General features: G+C 70.6%; 18 protein-coding genes. 14 read left to right on the forward strand and 4 right to left on the reverse strand.

The window, feature by feature from the left end; all coding sequences use genetic code 11:
* Positions 1 to 40 precede the first annotated feature (40 nt).
* The 11 genes from AB0I38_RS26835 to AB0I38_RS26885 all read left to right on the forward strand — a co-directional run bounded on the left by AB0I38_RS26835 (position 41) and on the right by AB0I38_RS26885 (position 14,540).
* Complete coding sequence (locus AB0I38_RS26835; protein WP_358476022.1) at positions 41 to 679, forward strand: cation transporter; 639 nt, start codon at positions 41 to 43, stop codon at positions 677 to 679.
* Positions 680 to 814: 135 nt separating this feature from the next.
* Positions 815 to 2,587 (forward strand): substrate-binding domain-containing protein, encoded by a 1,773-nt coding sequence (locus AB0I38_RS26840; RefSeq protein WP_358476035.1) that lies wholly within the window; start codon positions 815 to 817, stop codon positions 2,585 to 2,587.
* A 130-nt stretch (positions 2,588 to 2,717) separates the two neighbouring features.
* The gene (locus tag AB0I38_RS26845) at positions 2,718 to 4,289 is read left to right on the forward strand and encodes an RNA polymerase sigma factor (protein ID WP_358476049.1); all 1,572 of its coding nucleotides are present in this window, start codon (positions 2,718 to 2,720) and stop codon (positions 4,287 to 4,289) included.
* A 297-nt stretch (positions 4,290 to 4,586) separates the two neighbouring features.
* The gene (locus tag AB0I38_RS26850) at positions 4,587 to 4,955 is read left to right on the forward strand and encodes a hypothetical protein (RefSeq protein ID WP_358476067.1); all 369 of its coding nucleotides are present in this window, start codon (positions 4,587 to 4,589) and stop codon (positions 4,953 to 4,955) included.
* Positions 4,956 to 4,963: 8 nt separating this feature from the next.
* Positions 4,964 to 6,079 (forward strand): GNAT family N-acetyltransferase, encoded by a 1,116-nt coding sequence (locus tag AB0I38_RS26855; RefSeq protein ID WP_358476074.1) that lies wholly within the window; start codon positions 4,964 to 4,966, stop codon positions 6,077 to 6,079.
* A gap of 290 nt (positions 6,080 to 6,369) precedes the next feature.
* A complete protein-coding gene (locus tag AB0I38_RS26860) occupies positions 6,370 to 7,089 on the forward strand; it encodes a glycosyltransferase family 2 protein (protein ID WP_358476084.1) in 720 nt (239 codons plus the stop codon).
* Between the two features lie 15 nt (positions 7,090 to 7,104).
* On the forward strand, positions 7,105 to 8,046 hold the full coding sequence (locus tag AB0I38_RS26865; protein WP_358476104.1) for a glycosyltransferase family 2 protein: 942 nt from the start codon (positions 7,105 to 7,107) through the stop codon (positions 8,044 to 8,046).
* Positions 8,043 to 8,840 carry a polysaccharide deacetylase family protein gene (locus AB0I38_RS26870; protein ID WP_358476122.1) on the forward strand — a complete coding sequence of 266 codons (798 nt, stop codon included), beginning with the start codon at positions 8,043 to 8,045 and terminating at the stop codon, positions 8,838 to 8,840. The genes AB0I38_RS26865 and AB0I38_RS26870 overlap by 4 nt, the downstream gene beginning before the upstream one ends.
* On the forward strand, positions 8,833 to 10,149 hold the full coding sequence (locus tag AB0I38_RS26875) for a lipopolysaccharide biosynthesis protein (protein ID WP_358476134.1): 1,317 nt from the start codon (positions 8,833 to 8,835) through the stop codon (positions 10,147 to 10,149). The genes AB0I38_RS26870 and AB0I38_RS26875 overlap by 8 nt, the downstream gene beginning before the upstream one ends.
* Positions 10,150 to 10,181: 32 nt before the next feature.
* Positions 10,182 to 13,277: a hypothetical protein gene (locus tag AB0I38_RS26880; RefSeq protein WP_358476144.1), complete on the forward strand. Its 3,096-nt coding sequence runs from the start codon at positions 10,182 to 10,184 to the stop codon at positions 13,275 to 13,277.
* 42 nt (positions 13,278 to 13,319) lie between these two features.
* Entirely contained in the window at positions 13,320 to 14,540 is a 1,221-nt protein-coding gene (locus AB0I38_RS26885) for a DUF418 domain-containing protein (protein WP_358476150.1), read from the forward strand.
* On the opposite strand, the gene AB0I38_RS26890 is transcribed toward AB0I38_RS26885, so the two are convergent.
* The 3 genes from AB0I38_RS26890 to AB0I38_RS26900 form a co-directional block, all read right to left on the reverse strand.
* Positions 14,512 to 15,903, reverse strand: coding sequence for a xylan 1,4-beta-xylosidase (locus AB0I38_RS26890; protein WP_358476154.1), 1,392 nt, complete (start codon positions 15,901 to 15,903; stop codon positions 14,512 to 14,514). The genes AB0I38_RS26885 and AB0I38_RS26890 overlap by 29 nt on opposite strands.
* A 102-nt stretch (positions 15,904 to 16,005) precedes the next feature.
* Positions 16,006 to 16,755, reverse strand: coding sequence for an SDR family oxidoreductase (locus tag AB0I38_RS26895; RefSeq protein WP_358476161.1), 750 nt, complete (start codon positions 16,753 to 16,755; stop codon positions 16,006 to 16,008).
* 19 nt (positions 16,756 to 16,774) lie between these two features.
* Entirely contained in the window at positions 16,775 to 17,803 is a 1,029-nt protein-coding gene (locus tag AB0I38_RS26900) for a phosphotransferase family protein (protein WP_358476169.1), read from the reverse strand.
* 157 nt (positions 17,804 to 17,960) lie between these two features.
* Between AB0I38_RS26900 and AB0I38_RS26905 the strand changes: the two genes are divergently transcribed.
* Positions 17,961 to 19,040, forward strand: a complete 1,080-nt coding sequence (locus AB0I38_RS26905) for a GNAT family N-acetyltransferase (RefSeq protein ID WP_358476177.1) — start codon at positions 17,961 to 17,963, stop codon at positions 19,038 to 19,040.
* Positions 19,037 to 20,152, forward strand: coding sequence for a DegT/DnrJ/EryC1/StrS family aminotransferase (locus AB0I38_RS26910; protein ID WP_358476189.1), 1,116 nt, complete (start codon positions 19,037 to 19,039; stop codon positions 20,150 to 20,152). The genes AB0I38_RS26905 and AB0I38_RS26910 overlap by 4 nt, the downstream gene beginning before the upstream one ends.
* On the opposite strand, the gene AB0I38_RS26915 is transcribed toward AB0I38_RS26910, so the two are convergent.
* Complete coding sequence (locus AB0I38_RS26915; protein WP_358476203.1) at positions 20,095 to 21,528, reverse strand: PLP-dependent aminotransferase family protein; 1,434 nt, start codon at positions 21,526 to 21,528, stop codon at positions 20,095 to 20,097. The two genes, AB0I38_RS26910 and AB0I38_RS26915, sit on opposite strands and share 58 nt — an antisense overlap.
* A 71-nt stretch (positions 21,529 to 21,599) precedes the next feature.
* On the opposite strand from AB0I38_RS26915, the gene AB0I38_RS26920 reads away from it, so the two are divergent.
* A complete protein-coding gene (locus AB0I38_RS26920) occupies positions 21,600 to 22,238 on the forward strand; it encodes a pyridoxamine 5'-phosphate oxidase family protein (protein WP_358476212.1) in 639 nt (212 codons plus the stop codon).
* Positions 22,239 to 22,263 lie beyond the last annotated feature (25 nt).

The following is a 22,263-nucleotide window of genomic DNA, read 5'->3' on the forward strand; positions in this document are numbered from 1 at the left end:
TAACGCTGTCGGCGGCCGGAAGCCGCGGATTCGGAGGTTCATGGTGCCTGACCAGCGGGTTCACGCGCATCCGGCCGCGTCAGCCGACTGGCTCCGGGCGGCGCGCACGGCGCGCGCACTGTCGGTCGCGACGCTCGTATGGCTCGGGCTGGAGAGCTCCCTCGGCCTGGCGGCCGGGCTGGCCTCGCACTCGGTCGCGCTGATCGGCTGGGGGCTGGCGGCCCTGGTGGAGGCGGCGGCGAGCCTGATCGTGGTGTGGCGGTTCACCGGCTCGCGCACGCTGTCGGCGAGCGCGGAGCTCAAGGCGCGGCGGGCGGTCGCCGTGAGCTTCTGGGTGCTCGCCCCCTACCTGGTCCTGCACGTCGCGCACGATCTCGACGCGGGCCACCGGGCCGTGCCGACCACGCTGGGCATCGTGGTGACCGCGGTCAGCATGGTCAGCATGCCGGCGCTGGGGGTGGCCAAGCGGCGGCTGGGGCGGCGGCTGGCCTCCCCCTCGACCGCGGGAGAGGGCACCCAGAACCTCATCTGCGCCACGATGGCGGCCGGTGTGCTGACCGGTTTGTGGCTCAACACGCTCGGCTGGTGGTGGGTGGATCCGGCCATGGCGGTCGCGCTGGCCGCCGTCGCGCTCCGTGAGGGGATGCGGGCCTGGCGCGGTCACGCATGCTGCCACTGACGATAACTCTCCGTGGTTTCTGCACCAAAAGGGCTGTTTTGCCACAGTAACCGCACCGAGTATCGTTCCGACAGTATTGCGGAGTATCTCCGGCTAGGGTCTCCGGAAGGTCATCGACACAGCTAAGAGGACATCGTGGGGCGACACCGCACAGACGAGTTCGATGGCGGCTACCAATCCCAGCAGCAACCCGCCCCCCGCAGGCGAGCCGCGGGCGGCGGCCGGGGCCGGGTGCTCGTCCCGCTCGCCGGGGCCGTCGCCCTCGCCGTCCTCCTCGGTGTCGCCGCGTTCGTCATCTTCAACCGCGACCACGACTGCTCCGGCGGCAAGCTGGCACTCCGGGTCGTCGCCACCCCCGACATCCAGCCCGCGCTGAACAAGATCGCCGGCACCTACAACAAGGCCCTGCACTCCATCGACAGCCGTTGCGTCGAGGTGTCGGTGGCCAGGGAGTCGGCGGCCAAGACCGCGAACGCCCTGGCCGCGGGCAAGGCCGACGCCGACGTGTGGGTGGCCGACTCCAGCCTCGTGGTGGCCCGGCTGCGCAGTGAGCCCGCCGCCGCGGCCGCGCTGCCCGAGCCGTCCGGGTCGGCCGCCACCTCGCCCGTCGTCCTCGTGACCGCCAAGTCGGCGGCGTCCAAGCTGGCCGGCAGTCTCAAGCCCAGCTGGGTCAGCATGATCGCGGCGGCCAACGTCGCGAACCCGGACGGCCCCGGCAGGAAGGTCCGGGTGCTCGCCCTCGACCCGCAGAAGAACTCCGCCGGGATGGCCGCGCTACTGGCCGCCGCCGGCTCGGCCAAGCAGGCCGGCCAGGGCAAGGCGCTGGTGGGCGCGTTGAAGGAGCTGTCGGGCCAGCTGGTCTCCGACCCGAACGCGCTGCTGGCCAGCCTCACCGTGAAGTCCGGCAGCAGGGTGCCCGTCGGCGTCACGTCCGAGCAGACCGTCCACGTCCACAACACGAAGAAGCCGGACGCCCAGGTCGTGCCGCTCTACCCGGCCGAGGGCACGCTCAGCCTCGACTACCCGATCATGACCATCACCAAGGACCCGGCCGTCCAGAAGGCGGCGGCGGCCTTCCAGAAGGAGCTCACCACGGAGTCGGCCGGCAAGGTGCTGCGCGGCCATGGCTTCCGCACTCCTGACGGGAAAGCCGGCGACGCGCTGTCCAAGGACAAGGGCTTCAACCCCGAGGCCCCGGAGGCACTGCCCGCGCCCGACGCCAAGACCGTGGCCAGCATGACCCAGACCTGGTCGAGGCTGAACCTCGGCACCCGCATGCTCACCCTGCTCGACGTGTCCGGCACGATGGCCCTGCCCGTACCGGGCACGAACATGACCCGTATGCAGGCGATCAGCAAGATCGCGTCCGAGGGGCTGGGCCTGTTCCCGGCCGACTCCGAGATCGGCCAGTGGGCCTTCTCCACGCACCTGGACGGCCAGGGCAAGGACTGGATCGAGAACGTCTCGGTCGGCCCGCTGAGCGAGACCGTCGATGGAGTGCTGCGCAAGGAGACGCTGAACCGGACACTGCAGCCCAAGGCCACCGGCGACACCGGGCTCAACGACACGATCAAGGCCGCGTACACGGAGATGTCCAAGACGTACGCCGAGGACAAGATCAACACGATCCTGATCCTCACCGACGGCGCCGGCAACGACGACCCCGACGGCGGCGTGAGCGACGCGCAGATCCTGTCGTTCCTCAAGAAGACGTACGACCCCAAGCGGCCGGTCAGCATCCTGCTCATCGCGTTCGGCCCGGACGCCCCCAAGGGCAAGCAGCGGATGGACGCCCTCGCCCAGGCCACCGGCGGCGAGGCCTTCATCGCCAAGGACGTCCTCCAGGTCCGCGACATCTTCCTGCAGGCCATGGAACGCCGCCTCTGCTCCCCCAAGTGCGACGGGTGACTCTGGCAACGCCCATCACTTCTGCCACTGTTCTACCTGTTCATGCCTGTTGAGCATCTATGGCCAACCGGTCTTTTCCTGGCGGCGTCCTAAGCGCGTGGGGTAGCGAACCCAGCCGGGGAGGGACTGCGTGCCTGGATGGCCGAGTGTGGACCGTGCCGCCGATCAGCGGTTGGCGGATGCGCTGCGGCGTGCCGACGCCGACGCCCCCGCCACGCTGTACGACGCCTACGGCGAGCGGCTCTACGCCTACGCGTTCATGCTGCTGGGAGAGCGGGAGCCGGCCGCCGACGCCGTCCATGACGCGCTGGTCACGGCCCAGGGGGCGGTGCGGCGGCTGAAGGAGGAGACCCGGCTGCGCGCCTGGCTGTACGCGCTGGCCAGGTTCCAGGCCGTGGCCCGGATGGCGCACCGGGGCGGCACCCCGCAGGACGGCCTGCCGGCTCCCGTGCTGGAGGAGACGGACGACTCCGAGCTGTCCGAGCTGGTCCGCGAGACGCTGGGCGAGCTGAGCAGGAACGAGCGCGAGCTGCTGGAGCTGTCGCCGCGTCACGGCCTGACCCCGTCCGAGGCAGGCGCCGTGCTGGGGCTGACCTCGCGCCAGGCCGCGAGCCGGCTCGGCAGGGCCCGCGACCATCTGGAGAACGCCGCCGCGGCCGTCATCCTGGCCCGCGTGGGACGCGCGCACTGCCCCGACCTGTCGTCGATGGTCGACTCGTGGGAGGGGCCGCTCACCCCGCTGCTGCGCAGGCGGCTGTCCGGGCACATCGGTGGCTGCGAGGTGTGCACCGAGGGACGGCACCGGAAGGTCTCGGCGGGCCGGCTGCTCGACATGGTCCCGGTCGCCTTCCCGCCGATCTCGTTGCGCCACCGGGTGATCGAGACGTGCGGGAGCCCCGCCGGCGACGAGACCCGCATGCTGATCATGGATCGGGGCGACGGCTTCGACCGTACGGGCTTCCCGCCGGCGGCCGAGCCCCGTTCGCGACGCCGCCGGCCGCGCGGGCTCGCGCCGGTCGTCCTCGCGGGGGTCTGCGTGCTCGCCGCCACCGGCGCGATGGTGATGATCAGCGGCGGCGAGACCGGCACCGGTACGGCGCTGCACGTCATCCCCTCGCCGCCCGCGTCGTCGCCCGGGGACTTCACCGACCCGGCCGGGGAGCCCGCGGCCGAGGACGACGAGCCCACGCCCGACCCCACCCCGACGCCCTCGGTCACCGAGCCCGGCCGGGTGGCGCCGACGGTGCGGCCGGTCGCCACGGCGGCCACCACCCGGCCGGCCACCGCGCCGCCGGCCACCCGCCGCCCCGTGGCCGGCGCCCGGCTGGGAGCCACCTGCCCCGACGGGATCGACGGCGCCGCCACGGTCCGGCTGACCGCCCGGGGCGCCGCCGTGACCTGGACCGCGAACGCCTCGCAGGGACTCGGCGTGTACCCGGCGAGCGGCTCGATCAAGGCCGGCCGGTCGGCCTCCGTCTGGGTCACGGTCACCGACCCGAACACTCCCGGCAGCGGGACGGTGTCGTTCGGCTCGACCGGCGGCGGCGGCAGTTGCTCGCTGTCGTGGCAGGGGCACCAGCGGCAGCCCTCGGAGGCGCCCTCGGAGGCGCTGACACCCACCCCCACCGAGACCGATCCGGTCAGCGACCCGTCGCAGAGCTCCGCCGGGGATGTGCGCGGTGAGACGGTAAGCCCCTCATGAGGCAACAGCCGTCCCACGAGTGACTCGAATCACGGCAAAACTTCGTTTACCTCACATATAGGTAGGAGTCGGGCCCTGGCTCGATGATCGGGCGCCCAATAGGGCATCCTGGTGTACTTGGGGAACGGATCGGGCCGGGAACGCTTGACCATGTGTTGTAGGCCACATGGGAAATCTTCGTCTCCGGGTAAACCAATACGGGCTACCAAGCGTCGGCATTGACGTGCCAGCAGGTGGGTTGGTCCCATGAAATGCGATCAATCGCGCCTTTAACCAGCCAGGAGCCAGGAGAACACCATGATCAGGCACCGCCGAGCGCTCGCGTGGCTGCTCGGGCTCGCGTGCATCGCGGGAGCGGTGATCGCGCTCTTCGACATCGAGACGCCGCTCCGCCCGGTCCTGATCTCGCTGTTCCTTCTGGTCGTCCCCGGGGCGGCGGTGGTCGGGTTGTTGCGTGATCGTGACCCGCTGGCCGCGCTGTCGGTGGGGGCCGCCGCCAGCCTGGTGGTCAACGTCCTCCTCGCCCAGGCCATGCTGCAGTTCAACGCGTGGTCGCCGCGAGCGGGAGTGGCGACGGTCGCCGTGCTCGGCGGTTTCATGTACGTGCTTCGCGTGTTGTACCGGGGGAAGAACATGCAGACCGAACAGGGGGCCAGGTCAAGGTGAAGATCACGGTGGTTCGCCCCGGAGATCTCGGAGACTCCGAACTCACCCGCTGGCGGGAGTTGCAGAAAGCGGATCCGAGCCTCGACAACCCGTTCCTGTCGATCGAGTTCGCCCTGGCGATGGACCGGCTGCGCGACTACGTGAGGGTCGCGGTCCTGCACGACGGATCCGGCATCGCCGGGTTCTTCCCCTACGAGCGTCACAGCTTCGGCATCGGCAAGCCGCTCGGCGGCTTCCTCACCACCTGCCACGGCCTGATCGCGGCCCCCGGGCTGGAGCTCGACGCCCGCGCCCTGCTGCGCGCCTGCAAGCTGACCGTCTTCGACTTCGACCACATGGTCGCGGGGCAGCCGACGTTCGCGCCGTACGAGGCCGACGTCCGCCCGGCGCCGGTCATGGACTTCACCGCGGGCTTCGACGCCTGGCTCGACCAGGTCAAGTCCAACTCCCCCAAGAACCTGAAGACCGTGCGCTACAAGGAGCGCAAGCTCGGACGAGAGCAGGGCGACCTGCGCTTCGAGTACGCCTCGGCGGATCCCGAGGTGCTGCGCGTCCTGCTCGGCTGGAAGTCCGACCAGTACCGTCGCACCGGGCGGGTCGACAGGTTCGCGCAGCCGTGGATCGTCGAGTTGATCGACCTGATGCACGCCGAGCACTCCAGCGACTTCGGCGGCGTGCTGACCATGCTCTACGCCGGTGACACACCCGTCGCCGGCCACTTCGGCCTGCGCACCGCCACCACGCTCGTCGGCTGGTTCCCCGCCTACGACACCGAGTACGCCCGCTACTCCCCGGGCATCGTGCACCACCTGCAGATGGCCGAGGCCGCCGCGACGGCCGGTCTGCAGATGGTCGACATGGGCAAGGGCGGCAAGGAGTACAAGGACTGGCTCAAGAGCGGGGTCCTCTACGTCGCCGAGGGCCGCGTGTCGCGGCCCTCCCCGACGGCGGCGGTCCACTGGATGGGCCGGACTCCGTTCAACAAGGCGCGAACAATTGTCCTGGACCGGCCGTCTCTCTATAGAGCGGCCGATCGTGTCTTAAAGGGTTTCGGCCGCGTTCGCAGTTCATTACGCCCGGAACCGGCCAAGCAAGCAGTGAAGGAACCCACGGGAGCCAACTAGCTCCCACCCCCACCCCCACCATCCCGTCCCGGCACAGCAGCAGCAGCATTTGAAGCACAGCCCTCACGCCACAGGATCGCCCCATGCATCGTTGGCCGATGCCGCCATTCCCGCAGCACCCGGGTATGGATGTCCTCGGCTCGCGTGGAGGAGGTCCCGGAAGGATCAGCCTCACCATGAGTCCCGAGACCACCAAGCACAACGGCAAGGTTCAGATCACACCCTTGCGATCGATGCCACCTATTGAGCGTTTCACGCCGGTCACACCTCACCTGGCCATTTCCCCAACGGTGAGCGTGGTCGTCCCGGCGATGAACGAGGCCGCGAACCTTCCCCATGTCTTCGCCACCTTGCCGCAGTGGATCGACGAGATCGTCCTCGTCGACGGCAACTCCGTCGACGACACCGTCGCCGTCGCCAAGCGGCTGCGGCCCAATGTGAAGATCGTCACGCAGACCGGCAAGGGCAAGGGCGACGCCCTGGCCGCCGGGTTCGCCGCCTGCACCGGCGACATCATCGTGATGATCGACGCCGACGGCTCCACCGACGGCCACGAGATCATCACCTTTGTCGGCGCGCTGGTGACGGGCGCCGACTTCGTCAAGGGCTCCCGCTACGCCGCGGGCGGCGGCAGCGACGATCTGACCTTCAACCGCCGGTTCGGCAACAAGATGCTCACGAGCCTGGTCAACGTCATGTACGGCACCCAGTACACCGACCTTTGCTACGGCTACAACGCCTTCTGGGCCCGCCACCTCGACGTGCTCGACCTCGACTGCGACGGCTTCGAGGTGGAGACCCTGCTGAACGTCCGCGCCGCCAAGGGCGGGCTGAAGGTGCACGAGGTGCCGAGCCACGAGCGCTGCCGCATCCACGGCGAGAGCAACCTTCGAGCCGTGCGCGACGGCTTCCGGGTGCTCAAGACCATCCTGCGCGAGTGGCGCCGCCAGCCCACTCCCGTGCAGCCCGAGCCGGCCGCCGCTCCCGCCGCGGACCGGGGCGTCGCATAACAAAGAGGCATAGCCGTGAACACGTCCGTCGTCATCTGTGTCTACACCGAGGACCGGTGGGAGGACATCAGGGAGGCCGTCGAGTCGGTCGAGCGCCAGCGGCGCCGGCCACACGAGCTGATCCTGGTGGTCGACCACAACCCCGACCTGCACCTGAAGCTCAAGCGGGCCTATCCACAGGTCATCGTGGTGGAGAACACCCACGAGCAGGGGTTGTCCGGCGGCAAGAACACCGGCGTGGCCGCGGCCACCGGTGACATCGTCGCCTTCCTCGACGACGACGCGGTCGCCGATCCCGGTTGGCTGGAGGCTTTGGAGGAGGGCTTCCAGGATCCGGGCGTCGTCGGCGTCGGCGGGCGCACCGACCCGTTGTGGGCGTCGCGGAGCAGGCCGCGGTGGTTCCCGTACGAGTTCGACTGGACCGTCGGGTGCACCTACCGCGGCATGCCCGCGGTCCGGGCGCCGATCCGCAATGTGATGGGCGGCAACGCGGCCTTCCTGCGGGAGGTCGTGGCCGAGGTCGGCGGGTTCCACAGCGGCATCGGCCGTAGCGTGCAGGGCCGCAAGAGCCGGCCGCTGGGCTGCGAGGAGACGGAGTTCTGCATCAGGCTGAGCCAGCGCAGGCCGGGCTCGGTCATGCTGTTCGAGCCGCGCGCGGTGATCGGCCACAAGGTGTCGGCGCAGCGCGAGAGGTTCGCCTACTTCCGGTCCAGGTGCTACGCCGAGGGCCTGTCCAAGGCCCTGGTCACCAACGAGGTCGGCACCCAGGACGGCCTGTCCAGCGAGCGGGCGCACGCGCTGAAGACCCTGCCGCTCGGCGCGCTGCGCGGCGTGAGCGAGGCGCTGCGCGGCGACCTGGGCGGGCTCGGCCGGGCCGCCGCGATCGTGATCGGCCTGGCCTGGACCACCTGGGGATACCTGGTCGGCACCGCCCGGCTGAAGGCGGTGCGGTCATGACCCGCGTGCCGATCCTGATGTACCACTCGGTCACCGACACCCCCAACGAGGAGACCCGCCCCCATTCGGTGCGTCCCTCCGACCTGGAGGAGCAGCTCGCCTACCTGGCGGAGAGCGGTTTCACCCCGATGACGCTCGGCGACCTGGTGGCGGGCCTGAACAAGACCAGCGTCATGCCCGTCAAACCCATCGTGGTCACCTTCGACGACGGCTACGCCGACTTCCACAGCCACGCGCTGCCGCTGCTGGAGCGTCACCGCTTCCCGGCCACGGTCTTCCTGACCAGCGGCTGGGTGGCAGACGCGGGTCCCGACGCCGCGGGCCGGGCGCTCGACGACATGCTCAGCTGGGGCCAGGCCCGCGAGATCGCGCAGACCGGCATCGAGATCGGCGGCCACAGCCACAGCCATCCGCAGCTCGACCAGCTGCGCACCGAGGAGCTCCGCCAGGAGCTGCGCAAGAACAAGGGGCTGCTGGAGGAGAAGATCGGAGCCCCGGTCGCCACCATGGCCTACCCGTTCGGCTACTCCAGTGCCCGGGTGCGCCGCGAGGTGCGCAAAGCCGGATATTTCGCCGCATGCGCCGTGAGCAACGCGATCGCCGCCGATCGGCACGACATGCTCGCCATCCCCCGGCTGACGGTCGCCGGCAACACGACCATCAGCATGTTCAGACGCGCCGTCGAAGGCAGCGCCGTTCCCCTGATCTACCTGCGCGAACGCGTCCTCACCAAGGGCTACGCGGTCATCAGGCGGACCAGGTACGGCCTGCGCCGGGTGCGCGGAGATGTCTAGCCTCTGGCGCAAGATCGTTCACGACCTGCGCAGCCCGCTGCTGCGCAACGGCTACGCGCTGATGGCCAACACCGGCATCACCGCGGTGCTGGGCATGGGCTACTGGCTGCTGGCCGCCCACTACTACACCCCCGAGGAGTTCGGCAGCGGCCAGGCGCTGATCACCGCGATGCGGCTGTTCGCGTCGCTGACCGCCCTGGGCTTCGTGGGCGCGCTCGCCCGCTTCCTCCCGGTGGCCGGCCGCCGCACCCCTGAGCTGGTCCTGCGCGCGTACGGGCTCGCGGGGGCGACCGGCGTGGTGGCGGCGACCGGATTCCTGCTGACGCTGCCGCTGTGGGGCAAGACCTACTCGGTGCTCGGCGGGTTCGGGCCCGGCCTGTTCTTCCTGGCCGCGGTGCTGGTCTGGGCGGTCTTCACACTCCAGGACGTGGTGCTGACCGGCCTGCGCAAGGCCACCTGGGTGCCGCTCAACAGCCTGGTCTTCGGCCTGCTCAAGATGGGCCTGCTGGTCGCGCTGGCCGGCGCGCTGCCCGAGGGCGGCATCTTCGTGTCCTGGATGGTGCCGACCGCGATCGCGCTGATCCCGATCAACTGGTTCATCTTCGCGATCGTCATCCCCCGGCACGTCAAGAGCGCCGAGGCGAACGCCCGGCCGCCGCGGCTGCGCGACGTGGGCCGGTTCCTGGCCGGCGACTTCCCCGGCACGCTGTCGATCCTGGCGATCGTCTATCTCGTCCCGGTCATCATCGCGACGCAGGTGGGCGAGGCCACCTTCGGCCGCTTCTCGATGGCCCACACGCTGGGCTGCATGATCGAGCTGCTGGCGATGAACATGGCCGTGTCGCTGACCGTCGAGGGCTCCTTCGACCGGGCCCAGCTGGCCGACAACTGCCGCAGGGCGTTGCGCCGGGCCTTCCTGATCATCACACCGGTGATCGCGGTGACCATCCTCGCGGCACCGCTGATCCTGACCATCTTCGGGTCCGAGTTCGCGAAGGAGGGGACGACGCTGCTGCGCCTGATGGCGCTGGCCGTGCTGCCCCGGGTGCTGATCGAGGTCTACCTGAGCGCGCTGCGGGCGCAGAGTCAGGCACGCACACTGGCGATCGTCCAGATCGGGCTGGCGGCCACGGTGCTGATCTCGATCGTCGTGCTGTTCCCCTTCGCCGGGGTGAACGCGGTCGGTTACGGCATGCTCTTCAGCGAGATTCTGGTCGCCCTTTTGATCTTCGGAAGTCTCCGCAAAATTCTTAAATTCGGCGAAATCGGGCAGCCAAGCGTCGCTCAGGGGTCGCCCGGGGCCCCATGATGGTCAACGTGAGGCAACGGGACGGCGATGGCATGACAACCGGGTTCACGGGCTCCTCGGAGCTCAAGGGCGAGGAGGAGCCGGAGGCGCCCTTCGATCCGGACGCCACGGGCATCATTCCCCGGATCACGCTCTCCGGGGAGTCCGGCGACCCCGCCGACGCCGCGTCATCAGGCGCTCCGGCCGCAGGGGACGACCGCGATGACGGCAAGGTCGGCAAGGTCGGTGAGGTCGGCGAGGTCGCCGTTGCGGACTCCGACGTGACGACGGCGATCCGCCTTCCCAAACTGCGCATCGGCGGCCCGCCCACGGCCCCCGACGTCACCTCCTCCCCGACCGGCGCGCCCCCCTCCGACCCGGTCGAGGACCCTCCCGCGGACACCCCGCCCGCCACGGGCGCCTCCGGGAGCGAGGGCACGGCATCCGCCAAGGGCGGCCGGCCCGACACCTCCCAGGCCGAGGACACCGTTACGCAGGCCCTGCCCGCCAGCGGCGGGAGTGGGCGGCCTTCCCAGGCAGGCAAGGGCGGTCCTCCCATCCCGGACGCACCTCCAGCAGACGCGTCACGAGCCGGGGACCCGCCCGGCGACACACTCCCCGCGACCGCGACGCCGCACGCCGATGCCGGGCGGTTGTCGGGTGAGGGCGAATCCGCTGCCGCCGGCGCGGTGGGGAGCTCGGCTCCCGACTCCGGGGCAGGGGCTGCCGGGGTGGAGGATCCCACGGAGGCGATGCCCGTCGTCGGCCGATCCGGCAAGGGGGCGCCCGGAGAGGGCGTGTCCGAGCGGACGGAGGCGTTCCAGAGGGTGCCACAGGCGCCTCAGAGGGCGCCTGAGCCGTCTCACGAGCCCCGCGGCCCCGAAGAACCTCCTGGCCCCGAAGCGTCGCAGAGCGCGTCTCATGAGTCTCCTGCCCCCCAGGCACCGCAGAGCGTGTCTCAGGCGGCGCGGGGGGCGCAGGCGGGACGGCAGGGCAAGGGGGTGGCGGCGCGGTTGCGGCAGTTGCTGCACAGCGCGCCCACCTGGCTCCCGGTGCTGCTCACCGTCGAGGCGCTCGTCATGTACATCCTGGCGCTGCGCGTGTCCCCGGGGCCGTTCCGCGGGGTGGATCCGGCGGAGATCGACGGGCTGGGCCTGATCGCGGCGCTGCCCGCGACCGCGTTCGTGGCGATCCTGATCATGCTCGTGGCGTTCTTCGTCACGGTGGCGCAGTCGACCGACCGCAAGTTCCTGCTGCTGTTCCAGATCGCGGTCATCACGTTCGCGCTGCATGGCGCGGGCGCGCTGGTGGCCGACGAGCCGCGCTTCCCCACGGCGTACATCCACGCGGGATTCGTCGACTTCATCGGCCGGACCGGTGAGACGGCGATCAACATCGACGCCCGCATGGGGTGGCCCGGCTACTTCGCGCTCTTCGCGTTCGTGACGAAGGCCGCGGGCATCAGCGACATGACCACGATCCTGCAGTGGACGCCGCTGCTGTCCAATCTGCTCTACCTGCTGCCCTTCGTGCTCATCCTGCGCCAGGTGGTAGCGACGACGCGGGCGCGCTGGTTCGCGGCCTTGCTGTTCGTGCTGGTGCAGTGGATCGGGCAGGACTACTTCTCACCACAGGGCTTCACGTTCGCGCTGTATCTGGCTTTCGTGGCGATCCTGCTGCGCTGGTTCGGACGGGTGGAGCAGCGCACGAAACCGGTCCCGGCCAAGGGGCTGCGCAAGCTGCTCGGCCGGCTCGACGCGATGACACCGGGCGAGATCGCCAACACCGGGACGTTCCGGGCCGACAAGCTGCTGATGCTGACGCTGCTGCTCGCGCTGTTCTTCGCGTCGACGGCCTCGCACCAGATCACGCCGTTCATGATGCTCGGCGTGGTGACCGCGTTCCTGATCTTCAAACGGACCTCGCTGACCTGGGCGCTGCCGTTCTCCCTCGGCCTGGTGGTGCTGGCCTGGATCAGCTACGAGGCCGTGGGGTTCTGGGCCGGCCAGATCGACACGATCTTCGGCGGGCTGGGCAGGATCTTCGACAACCTGCAGAGCAACACCGGCGACCGCATCGAGGGCAGCGACCCGGCGCACGCGCTGGTGCTCCAGGCGCGTCTCGGCATCCTGATCGTGATCCTCTCGCTGGCCGCCACCGGCCTGCTGCGCAGGCTGCGCCGCGGGGTGTTCGACCGGGCGGCGCTGATCCTGCTCTGCGTGCCGGTGATGGCGCTGGGCCTGCAGAGCTACGGCGGCGAGATCGGGCTGCGCATCTACATGTTCGCGCTGCCCGGCGCCTGCCTGCTGGCCGCGTACGCGTTCTTCCCCAACCTGCCCGCCGACAGCGCGGACGTGCGGGAGGAGACGATCCCCATCCGCAGGCGGAACGTCCGCTTCAACCCCGAGGTGACGCGGAAGGTCACGGTCGTCCTCGCGGCGTCCGTCTCGGTCGTGCTGGCCATGGCGTTCCTGGTCGCCCGCTACGGCAACGAGAAGTTCGAACGGGTGACCTCGGGCGAGGTCGCGGCCATGCACTACGTGTACGACCACGACAAACCGAGCGCGCGGGTGCTCTACCTGGTGCCGAAGGAGGGCCCGGAGGTCACCCCGACGCTGCCCTGGGGCGAGAAGGACGTCGAGCTGGTCAACTTCAGCGGCCAGGCACTCGTCCACAAGGACCCGACGCGGATCGAATCCGCGGTCGCGAAGCTCAAGGAGAGCCCGCGCAACACCTATCTCGTCGTCAGCCGGGGGCAGGTCAGCTACCTGCAGCTCAACGAGGGCTTCCCGGAGGACTGGCACGAGAGATTCCGGGCCGCGCTGGACGCCTCGCCGGACCTGAAGAAGGTCTACTCCAACAAGGACGCCGCCCTCTACACCTGGAAGACGTTCGTCAGGGGCACGGAGACCCCGGATCCGCAGCCGTACAAGGGGCGCGGCGATCCCACCTCACCCTGGACGCCGCTGGGCATCGGGGCGCTGGCGGTGACGTGGATCACGTTCTTCGCCTACGAGGTGATCCGGCTGCACGGCCCCGACCGGGCCCGCCGGGCCCGCAGACGGCTGTTGTACCTGGCCATCCCGGCGTTCCTGGTGGCGGTCGGGGTCATTATCGAGCGATTCATCTTTATCGCGATGAATAACTGAATTCACAGGAAACACCCAGGTTTTACGGAAGGATGTTCGCTGATGACGGCACAGCGAACAGACCCCGTCCACGTGGACGGGCCCACCACGAGGATCACGGCGGTCGACTCGCTGCGCGGGTTCTCGCTGCTGGGCATCCTCGTGGTCAACATCGCCTTCCTGGCCTCCGGCTACCGGATGGCCGGGATCGCGGAGCCGGCGTTCGACTCGCCGCTCGACTGGGCGGTGCGGTGGACCGTCACGATGTTCCTGGAGAACAAGTTCTACCTGCTGTTCTCGTTCCTGTTCGGCTACAGCTTCACGCTGCAGATCGACTCGGCGGCGCGGCGGGGCCTGGCGTTCACGCCGATGTTCCTGCGGCGGCTGGCCGGGCTCTTCGTGCTCGGACTCGCCCATGCCGTGCTGCTCTTCCCGGGCGACATCCTGACCACGTACGCGGTGGCCGGGCTGGCGCTCCTGCTGCTGCGCCGGATCACCCCCAGGGCGGCCGTCGTGCTGGCGATCGTGCTGACCTGCGTGCTGGCGGCGGGGTTCGTGCTGCTGGCCGTACTGGCCGGGGCGGGTCTGGACATGGCGGGCACGGTGTCGCAGGGCACCGCGGAGGCGATCAAGTCGGACGCGTCGCTGGCGGGGTCCGCCTCGCAGATCGTCGCCGAGCACCTGCGCAAACTGTCGCTCATCGTCGTGCTGCGCGTGCTCTTCCAGGGCCCGGCGGTGCTGGCCGCGTGCCTGATCGGGCTCGCTGTGGGCAAGCTGGGCCTGCTGCGCGACCCCCAGGCGCACACGGCGGCGCTCAGGAGGCTGCAGTGGATCGGCTTCACGGCCGGGCTGGGCGGCGCGTTCGTCTACACGCTGTCGGCGTGGACGGGCATGGTGCACAAGTTCGCCGGCGAGGCGGTGGATCTGCTGACCGCGCCGTTGCTGGCCGCCGCCTACGCGGCCACGTTCCTGCGGCTGCTGCCGCGCCTGCCCCGGCTCGGCCGCGCCCTGGCCGCGCCCGGCCGGATGGCGCTGTCCAACTACCTGGCGCAGTCGCTGATCTGCGCGCTCATCTTCACCGGTTACGGTCTGGCGCTGGTGGACCGGGTCAGCCCGCCGCTGGAGGTGCTGATCGCGGCGGGCATCTTCGCGGGGCAGGCGCTCTACAGCCACCGGTGGCTGCGGACGCACAGGTACGGGCCCGTGGAGTGGCTGCTGAGAGGCCTCACGTACGGCAGACGGCCGGAGCGGGCCGCTAGCCCTGGCCCCGTCCCTCCCACTTGACCTCGTACGGCTTGAGGGTCACCTGCTTGCCGTCGACGGTGGCCGTGACGTCGGCGTCGGCCGTGTTGACCATCACGACCTGACGCTCCTGCGCGAGGACCCTGATCCGCTCGTCGGAGGTCTCGACCTGCTGGAGCCGCACCCCGAGGGGGAACCACCGGGTGAACCCGCTCAGCAGGCCCGCCATGGGCATGTCGCCCTGCCCGCCGCCGGTCGACCACAGGCAGCCCGGGCAGACGCCCTGGCCCTTGGTCTGCGGGTTCCAGTAGAGGGCCGACGTCACGCCGCTCTTCGCGAACTCCATCAACGCCGTGGCCTGCACCGCGGTGCGCTTGTCCTCGCTCCAGCCGGAGTTGTCGGGCTCGACGTACCATTCGGCCCACCACACCGGCATCTCGTTGCTCTTCTCACGCAACCAGGTGGTGATCGCCCCGAACTTGGCCTGGGCGGCGAAGTCGTCGGGGATGTTGCCCTTGTCGTTGGTCATCGAGGCGCCGTCGACCACGATGAAGTCGGCGCCCTTCTTGTGCTGGATCCAGTATTCGATCGCGTCGAGGGCGCGCTGGTCGATGGTGCCCCACGGGCCGGTCAGCTCGGAGGCGCCGGTGCCTGAGTCGCTCCCGATCGGCACGTACGGCCCGCCGACCTGGATGTCGTCGTCGACCTGCTTCAGGGCGGCGTAGACCTTGTTGTACATCTCGGTGTAGGCCTCGGCGTCCCACCGGTTGGAGGTCGTGTCCCAGAAGCCCTTGAACTCGTTCCACACCATGAAGTGCTTGACGGTCGGGTACTGCTTGGCCACCTTGGCGGCGAGCTTGGCGTAGTCGTCGAAGTGCTCGCGTTTGGGGGCGACCGTGTGGTTCTTGCTCCAGTCGGTACGGCCCGCCTGCCCGCCCTTCATCCAGTCGGGGGCGCAGCAGAGCGTGATGACCGGGATGCCGCGCGAGGAGGAGATGAACTTCATCCGCCGGTCGAGGTCGCCCAGGTTGTGCTGCCCGGGGCGCGGCTCGGGGTTGCCGACGCCCCAGCCCATGATGTGCTGGTTCTGCAGCATCGGGACTCGGCCGAGCACCCCCTTGGCCTGCTCGGAGAGCTGCTTGGGCGCGGTGTCGGCGCTGTACTGGGTGTGGGTGATGCCCCACCGGGGCCAGTCCTCGAGGGCGGGCGGCTGCTCCAGGGTGGGTGGCGCCTGCGAGGGCCCGGCCTCGGCCACCTCGCCGCCCCGGAACTCGTCCCGGGAGCCGGCCCGCGTCGCGGCGTAGATCATGATGCCTGCCACGAGCAGGACGGCGAGGACGCCGGCGCCCACGGCGATCGGCCATGGCGGCCGCCGCCGGGCATGCCGACCATCGGTGGGAATCACGGGAGAACCTCCACCCCTCGCGCGTACATACGGAGTCGGGCGCCGCCGCACCCGACCCTTATAACCGTATATACGAGACTTGCAAGCTACTTGCGGTTCAGATTAGGGGGCCGGCGGCCGCTCACCACCCGCCGGACCGGGAACACCCGCGTAACGGTATGGCACCGGCTGCCGACCCGGCTGAACTACCAGCAACGTACCGGGTGATTCGGCATAGAAGGCGGATTCGACCGCGGCGGCCACGTCCTCGGCGGTCAGCAGCGGGAACCCGGCGCTGACGAACAACTCCCGCGCGTCGGCGACCAGCGGCGTGTCGGTGAAGCCGGGGCAGACCGCGCCGATCCTGACGCCGTCCCTGGCCAGGGGCGTGGCCAGGGCCCTGACCAGTCCGACCACGGCGTGCTTGGTCATCGTGTAGATCGGGTCGCCGTCGTAGCCGACCAGCCCGGCCAGCGAGGCCGTGACCACGATCGCGCCGCCGCCGGAACGCCTGAGCAGCGGGACCGCGGCCGCGACGCCGAAGACCACGCCGTCGACGTTGACGCCGACCGCCCTGCGGTACTGCGCCGCGTCGAACGCCGCGAAGTCGACCCCGCTGGAGATGCCTGCGTTGAGATGGACCAGGTCGAGCCGGCCGTAGGTCTCCTCGGCGAGCGCGACGGCCTCGCGCGACGCCTCCTCGGTGCTCACGTCGGCGGCCAGCGCGACGCCGCCCACCTCCTTGGCGAGCCGCTCGGCGCCCTCGCCGTCACGGTCGACCAGCACGCATCGGGCGCCGCCGGCGGACAGCCGCCGCGCCACCGCGGCGCCGATGCCGCTGGCCGCTCCGGTGATCAGTGCAACAGTGCTCATCAACGCTCCTGTGGGGTGTTCACGACTGGTCGAGGATCCTGTGCGCGCGGGCTACCAAAGTGGGCACGGCTGAACCGATGTGCTCGAATCCATCCCCCACGGTCTTACCCTGCCGGAACCGGGCGTGGATACCCTCCACGATGACCGCGAGCTTGTAGTTGCCGAACGCCACGTAGAACCCGAGGTCGGCGATGTCCCGGCCGGACGCCTTGGCGTAGTGGGCGGCGAACTCGGTGGCGTTGAGGAACCCGGGGGCGAGCGTCACGTCGCCCGCGACCGGGATCCCGGCCCGCTCGTCGTCGCCCGGGTCCTGCCAGTAGGTCAGCGTGAGCCCCAGGTCGGCCAGCGGGTCGCCGAGGGTGGACATCTCCCAGTCGACCACGGCCAGGATCTCGGGCACGGGAGCCGTCCGGATCAGCGTGTTGTCGAGCCGGTAGTCGCCGTGCACGAGGGTGCCGGCCGAGCCGGACGGCATCCGCTCGCGCAACCGGCCGGCCAGCCGGTCGTACTCGGGCAGGTCCGCGGTCTTCGACCGCTCCCACTGCTGGCCCCAGCGCTGGAGCTGCCTGGCCAGGTAGCCCTCGGGACGGCCGAAGTCGCCCAGGCCCACCTCGCGGTAATCGACGGCGTGGATGGCGGCCAGCACCTCGGCGAGCCGCTCGGACAGCCGCCTGGTCTCCCCGGGCGCGGGGTCGCCGAGCTCAGCCCTGGTTCGTACGGCCGCGCCGTCGACGTATCCCATCAGGTAGAACGGCGCCCCGATGACGTCCTCGTCCCCGCAGAACGCGACGGGGTCGGGCACCGGGACGGGGGTGGGGGCGAGGGCCGAGATGACCCGCCACTCGCGCCGCATGTCGTGCGCGGTGGGCAGGACGTGCCCGAGCGGCGGGCGGCGCAGCACCACGCTGCGCTCCCCGGCCTCGACGAGGTAGGTGAGGTTGGACTTGCCACCGGAGATGAGCGAGACGGAGAGAGGCTCGCCGGCGTCGGGGACGTTCTTGGCCATCCACGCGAACAGGCGGGGCCGGTCGATCCCAGGAACGGTCATGGACACACATTAGAACGTCACTCGGTCCTGAACGCTAGCTGGCAGTTGTGTAACGTTCCCGGGCTGCGTGAACTCCACCGTGAAATAGCCCTTACCCTGGGATTACACGTCTGCCCGCATGCTGACATGGCACAACGCATGCCGACGGTAGGAGCCCATGCGCGTCACACTTGCTCGCCCCAGCGAACTGGGCGTACCCGAGCTCAACCGGTGGCGAGCCCTTCAGGAGTCAGAGCCCGGCTTCGACAATCCGTTCCTGTCGCCCGAATTCACGGTCATCGTCGGCGAGTTGAGGGACACGGTCAGGGTCGCGGTGCTCTACGACGGGCCGGAGATCGTCGGCTTCTTCCCCTTCGAGCGCCATCCGCTGGGCATCGGCAAGCCCGTCGCCGCCGGGCTGACCGACGCGCAGGGCATGGTCCACGCCAAGGGCGTGGAGATCGACCCGCACCGGCTGATCAGGCAGTGCGGGCTCTCGGTCTACGAGTTCGACCATCTCGTCGCCTCCCAGCCGCTGCTCAGCGAGCGGCATGAGCGGCACCCGTCGCCGATCATCGACCTGCGTGACGGCTACGAGAGCTACACCGGCTTCCTGCGCGAGCACTCCGGCAAGACGTACAAGACCACGCTGGCCAAGTCGCGCAAGCTGCAGCGCGAGGTCGGCGAGGTCCGCCACGAGTACGCGACCACCGGCGCCGAGCCGCTGCACACCCTGCTCGCCTGGAAGACCGACCAGTACCGCCGCACCGGCCGCACCGACAGGTTCGCCCACCAGTGGATCGTCGAGCTGGTCGAGCGGCTGCTGGCCACCCGGACCGAGTCCTTCGCCGGTGTCCTCGACATGGTCTACGCCGACGACCGGCCGGTGGCCGGGCATTTCGGGCTGCGCACCCGCACCACGCTGGCCGGCTGGTTTCCGGCCTATGACACGGCGTTCGCGAAGTACTCTCCCGGTCTCATCCACCACCTGGCGATGGCCGAGCGCGCCGCCGAGTCGGGCATCGAGACCATCGACATGGGCCGCGGCCAGAAGGAATACAAGGAGAAGCTCAAGAACGGCGAGTTCCAGGTCGCGGAGGGCAGAGTGGCCACCGCCGGCCCCTCGGCGGGCATCCACTGGCTGATGCGCGTGCCCGTGCGCAAGACCAGGGCCATCGTGCTGGCCAACCCGGTGCTGCACCGGACGGCCGACCGCACGCTCAAGACCCTCGGCCGGCTCCGCACCGCCCGTTCGTGAGGCTCATCGCCGAGCGTACGGGCCGCCGGTGCCTGCGCCTCCCGTCCAACCGTCTGGGTCTCTACCTGGCGCTGCGCCACTGGTGCAGGCCCGGTCAGCGGCTGCTCATGTCGCCGGTCTCCGCCGACGAGATCCTCTTCCTGGTGCTCGCCGCCGGCCTGCGCCCGGTGATCGCGACGCTCTCGCCCAACGACGGCAACATCGACGTCTCCCGAGTAAACCTGTCGCAGGTGGACGCGGTCCTGACGACCAACCTGTACGGCCTGCCCGACCAGGTGACCGCCTTCGCCGGAAAGATCGTGATCGAGGACGTGGCCCACGCCCTGGAGACCTCGTTCGACGGCCGCCCTCTCGGGACGTTCGGCCAGGCCGGCGTCTTCAGCCTGTCCAAGCACGCGGGCGCCGGCTCCGGCGGCGTGATCGTGGTCGAGCACGCCGCCGACCTGGAGTCCCTCCGGCAGGCCCGCGACGAGCTCATGGTGCCCGGTTCGCCGCTCAGGCAGGTGTTCGACGTGGTGACCTGCATGGCCCGCCAGACCGCGCTCAAGGCCGACCTGGTCCGCCCGGCGCTCTTCCTGGCCCGGCGGCTGGGGCTGCGGGAGCCTCGCGAGGGCTACCGCATCATGCTCCAGGCCGACTCCCTCGAACGGGCGCTGAGGCAGGCGCCGTCCCTGCCGGCGTTCGACCCGTGGGTCCGGGCCGACCTGCACGACTACCGCGCGCGCAGGGGCTACGTCGCGCACTGGTACCAGTCGAGGCGCCTGGCCCAGGTGCCCGCCGAGCGGGCCCGGCGGCTCGACGGGGTGCGCCTGCTCGCCGAGCTGCCCACGGTGGCGCCGGCCGTGCGCGACCACCTCGACCAGCCGTTGTTCCGGGTGCCCCTGCTGGTGCGCGACCGCGACGCGGCGATCGCGGAGCTGGAGCACCACGGCGTGGCCGTCGGCTATCTGTACGACCCGCCCTACGACGACTACGCCCTCGGCTACACCGAGGCGTCGCCCGATCCGGGCCCGGCCCGCTGGTGGGCCGGGCACGTGCTCCCGATCAACCCGCTCTACGCCTCCCGCGCGCTGCCGATCCTCCTGACCCTGGACCCGGCGCCCCCGCTCTGAGCCTCGGCGATCAGGCCGGCGACGATCCGGCAGCCGCGCCGCACCTCGGCCAGCGAGGCGGAGCCGTAGCCGATGACCAGGCCACGTGGGCGCCCGGAGCCGTGGTGCCGCTCGGCCGGGTCGAGCAGGACACCGAGCTCGCGGGCCCGCTCGACGATGCCGCCGGACGGGTCCGGGGGCAGCTCCGCGAGCACGTGCAGGCCGGCCGTGTCGCCGCGCAGGCGGCAGACCGGGCCCAGGGTCTCGACGATGACCGCCCGGCGACGCGCGTACTCCAGCCGCATCCTGCGCAGGTGGCGGTCGAGGTCACCGCGTTCGAGGAGGGTCGCGACGGCCTCCTGGACCGGGCCGCTGGTGCGGTCGGACAGCCCCGAGCGCAACGCGGCGACCCTGGCCACCAGCTCGGGCGAGCCGACCAGCCAGCCGACGCCGACGTCGGGCGCCAGCGACTTCGACAGCGTGCCCAGCAGCACCACCCGCGAGGGGTCGAGGCCGTAGAGGGCGGGCAGCGGGGCGACGTCGTAGCGGAACTCCGCGTCGTAGTCGTCCTCCACGATCATCGCGCCCGTGCTTCTGGCCCAGGCCAGCAGGCGTTCGCGGCGCGGGATCGGCAGCCGCCCGCCGAGGGGGTACTGGTGCGCGGGGGTGGTGTAGAGCAGGCCGAGGTCGTCGGGCAGGCCGTCGACGATCACTCCGTCCTCGTCCACCGGGCACGGCACCACTTCCGCTCCCCGTGCGGCGAAGACCGTGCGCGCCACGTGGTAGCCCGGCTCCTCGACGCCCGCCCGGCCGCCGCCGCCGAGCAGGGCCAGCGCGCACAGGTCGAGCCCGTTGCCGGTGCCGCGGGTGACCAGGATGTTGGCCGGCTCCACGGCCACGGACCTGGTCCGTCTGAGGTGGCCGGCCAGCAGCTCCCGCAGGCGCGGCAGGCCGTAGGGGTCGGGGTGGTCGCCGGGCGGCAGGTCGCCGGCCTTGCGCCAGGCCCGCTTCCAGGCGGCCCGGTCGTAGTCGCGGACCCAGGGATGGCCGGGCCGCAGGTCGATGGCCCCGGCCGCCAGGTCCTCGACGGGCGCGGGAGCGGGGCTCGGCGTGGCGGGCGCGGTGCCCGGCCGGTGCGTCTCCACGGAGGCGACGAACGTGCCCGAACCGTGCCGCCCTTCCAGCCAGCCCTCGGCGTACAGCTGCTGGAAGGCCTCGGTGATCACCGTACGGCTGACCTCGAGTTGCGCCGCGAGCCCGCGCGAGGACGGGAGCCGCTCGCCCGGCGCGAGCGTGCCCGCCAGCATGGCCTCGCGCAGCCACCCGGCGAGCTGCGACGAGAGCGGCACGGCCGACTGCCGGGACAGGGATACGGGCAGGTCGATGAGGCTGCGCACAGAAGTGGTCTCCAGGAAGTGGCCGATAGTGGCCCTATAACGTAGAGCCACTCGCTGGCTACCGTCGAATCATGCTCTCCACCACACCCCGCACCAGACTCGGCCGCGAGAAGCAGCGGGCCAGCACCGACCGCCAGGACCTGTACGAGGTGCTCGACAGCGGGCTGTTCTGCCATCTGGGCGTCGTGGTGGACGGTTGTCCGATGGTGGTGCCCACCGGCTACGGGCGCGCCGGTGACACCCTCTACCTGCACGGATCCACCGGAGCGCGGTCGCTGCGGGCCGGCGCCGGCGCCGAGGTGTGCGTCACGGTCACGCACGTGGACGGCATCGTGCTGGCCCGGTCGGTCTTCCACCACTCGGTCAACTACCGCTCGGCGATCATCTACGGCCGCGCCGAGTTGCTGACCGGCGAGGAGGAGCGCCTGGCGGCGCTTCGCGCGCTGACCGAGCAGCTCGCGCCCGGCCAGTGGGACTACGCCCGGCGCCCGTCGCCCAAGGAGCTGGCGGCGACGGCCGTGCTGGCCCTGTCGCTGGAGGAGGCGTCGGTCAAGATCAGGCGGGGCGGGCCGAAGGACGACGAGGAGGACTACGAATCGCCCGTCTGGGCCGGGGTGCTGCCCCTGCGGACGGCCTGGGGCGCGCCGGTGCCCGACCCGGTGCTCCCAGAAGGTATCGACGTACCTGTTCACATCAGCGGCCGAAGGTAGTTCCATAATTCCGGAGCCACCTGGC

This window comes from Nonomuraea cavernae (assembly GCF_040655715.1).
Classification (GTDB): domain Bacteria; phylum Actinomycetota; class Actinomycetes; order Streptosporangiales; family Streptosporangiaceae; genus Nonomuraea; species Nonomuraea cavernae_A.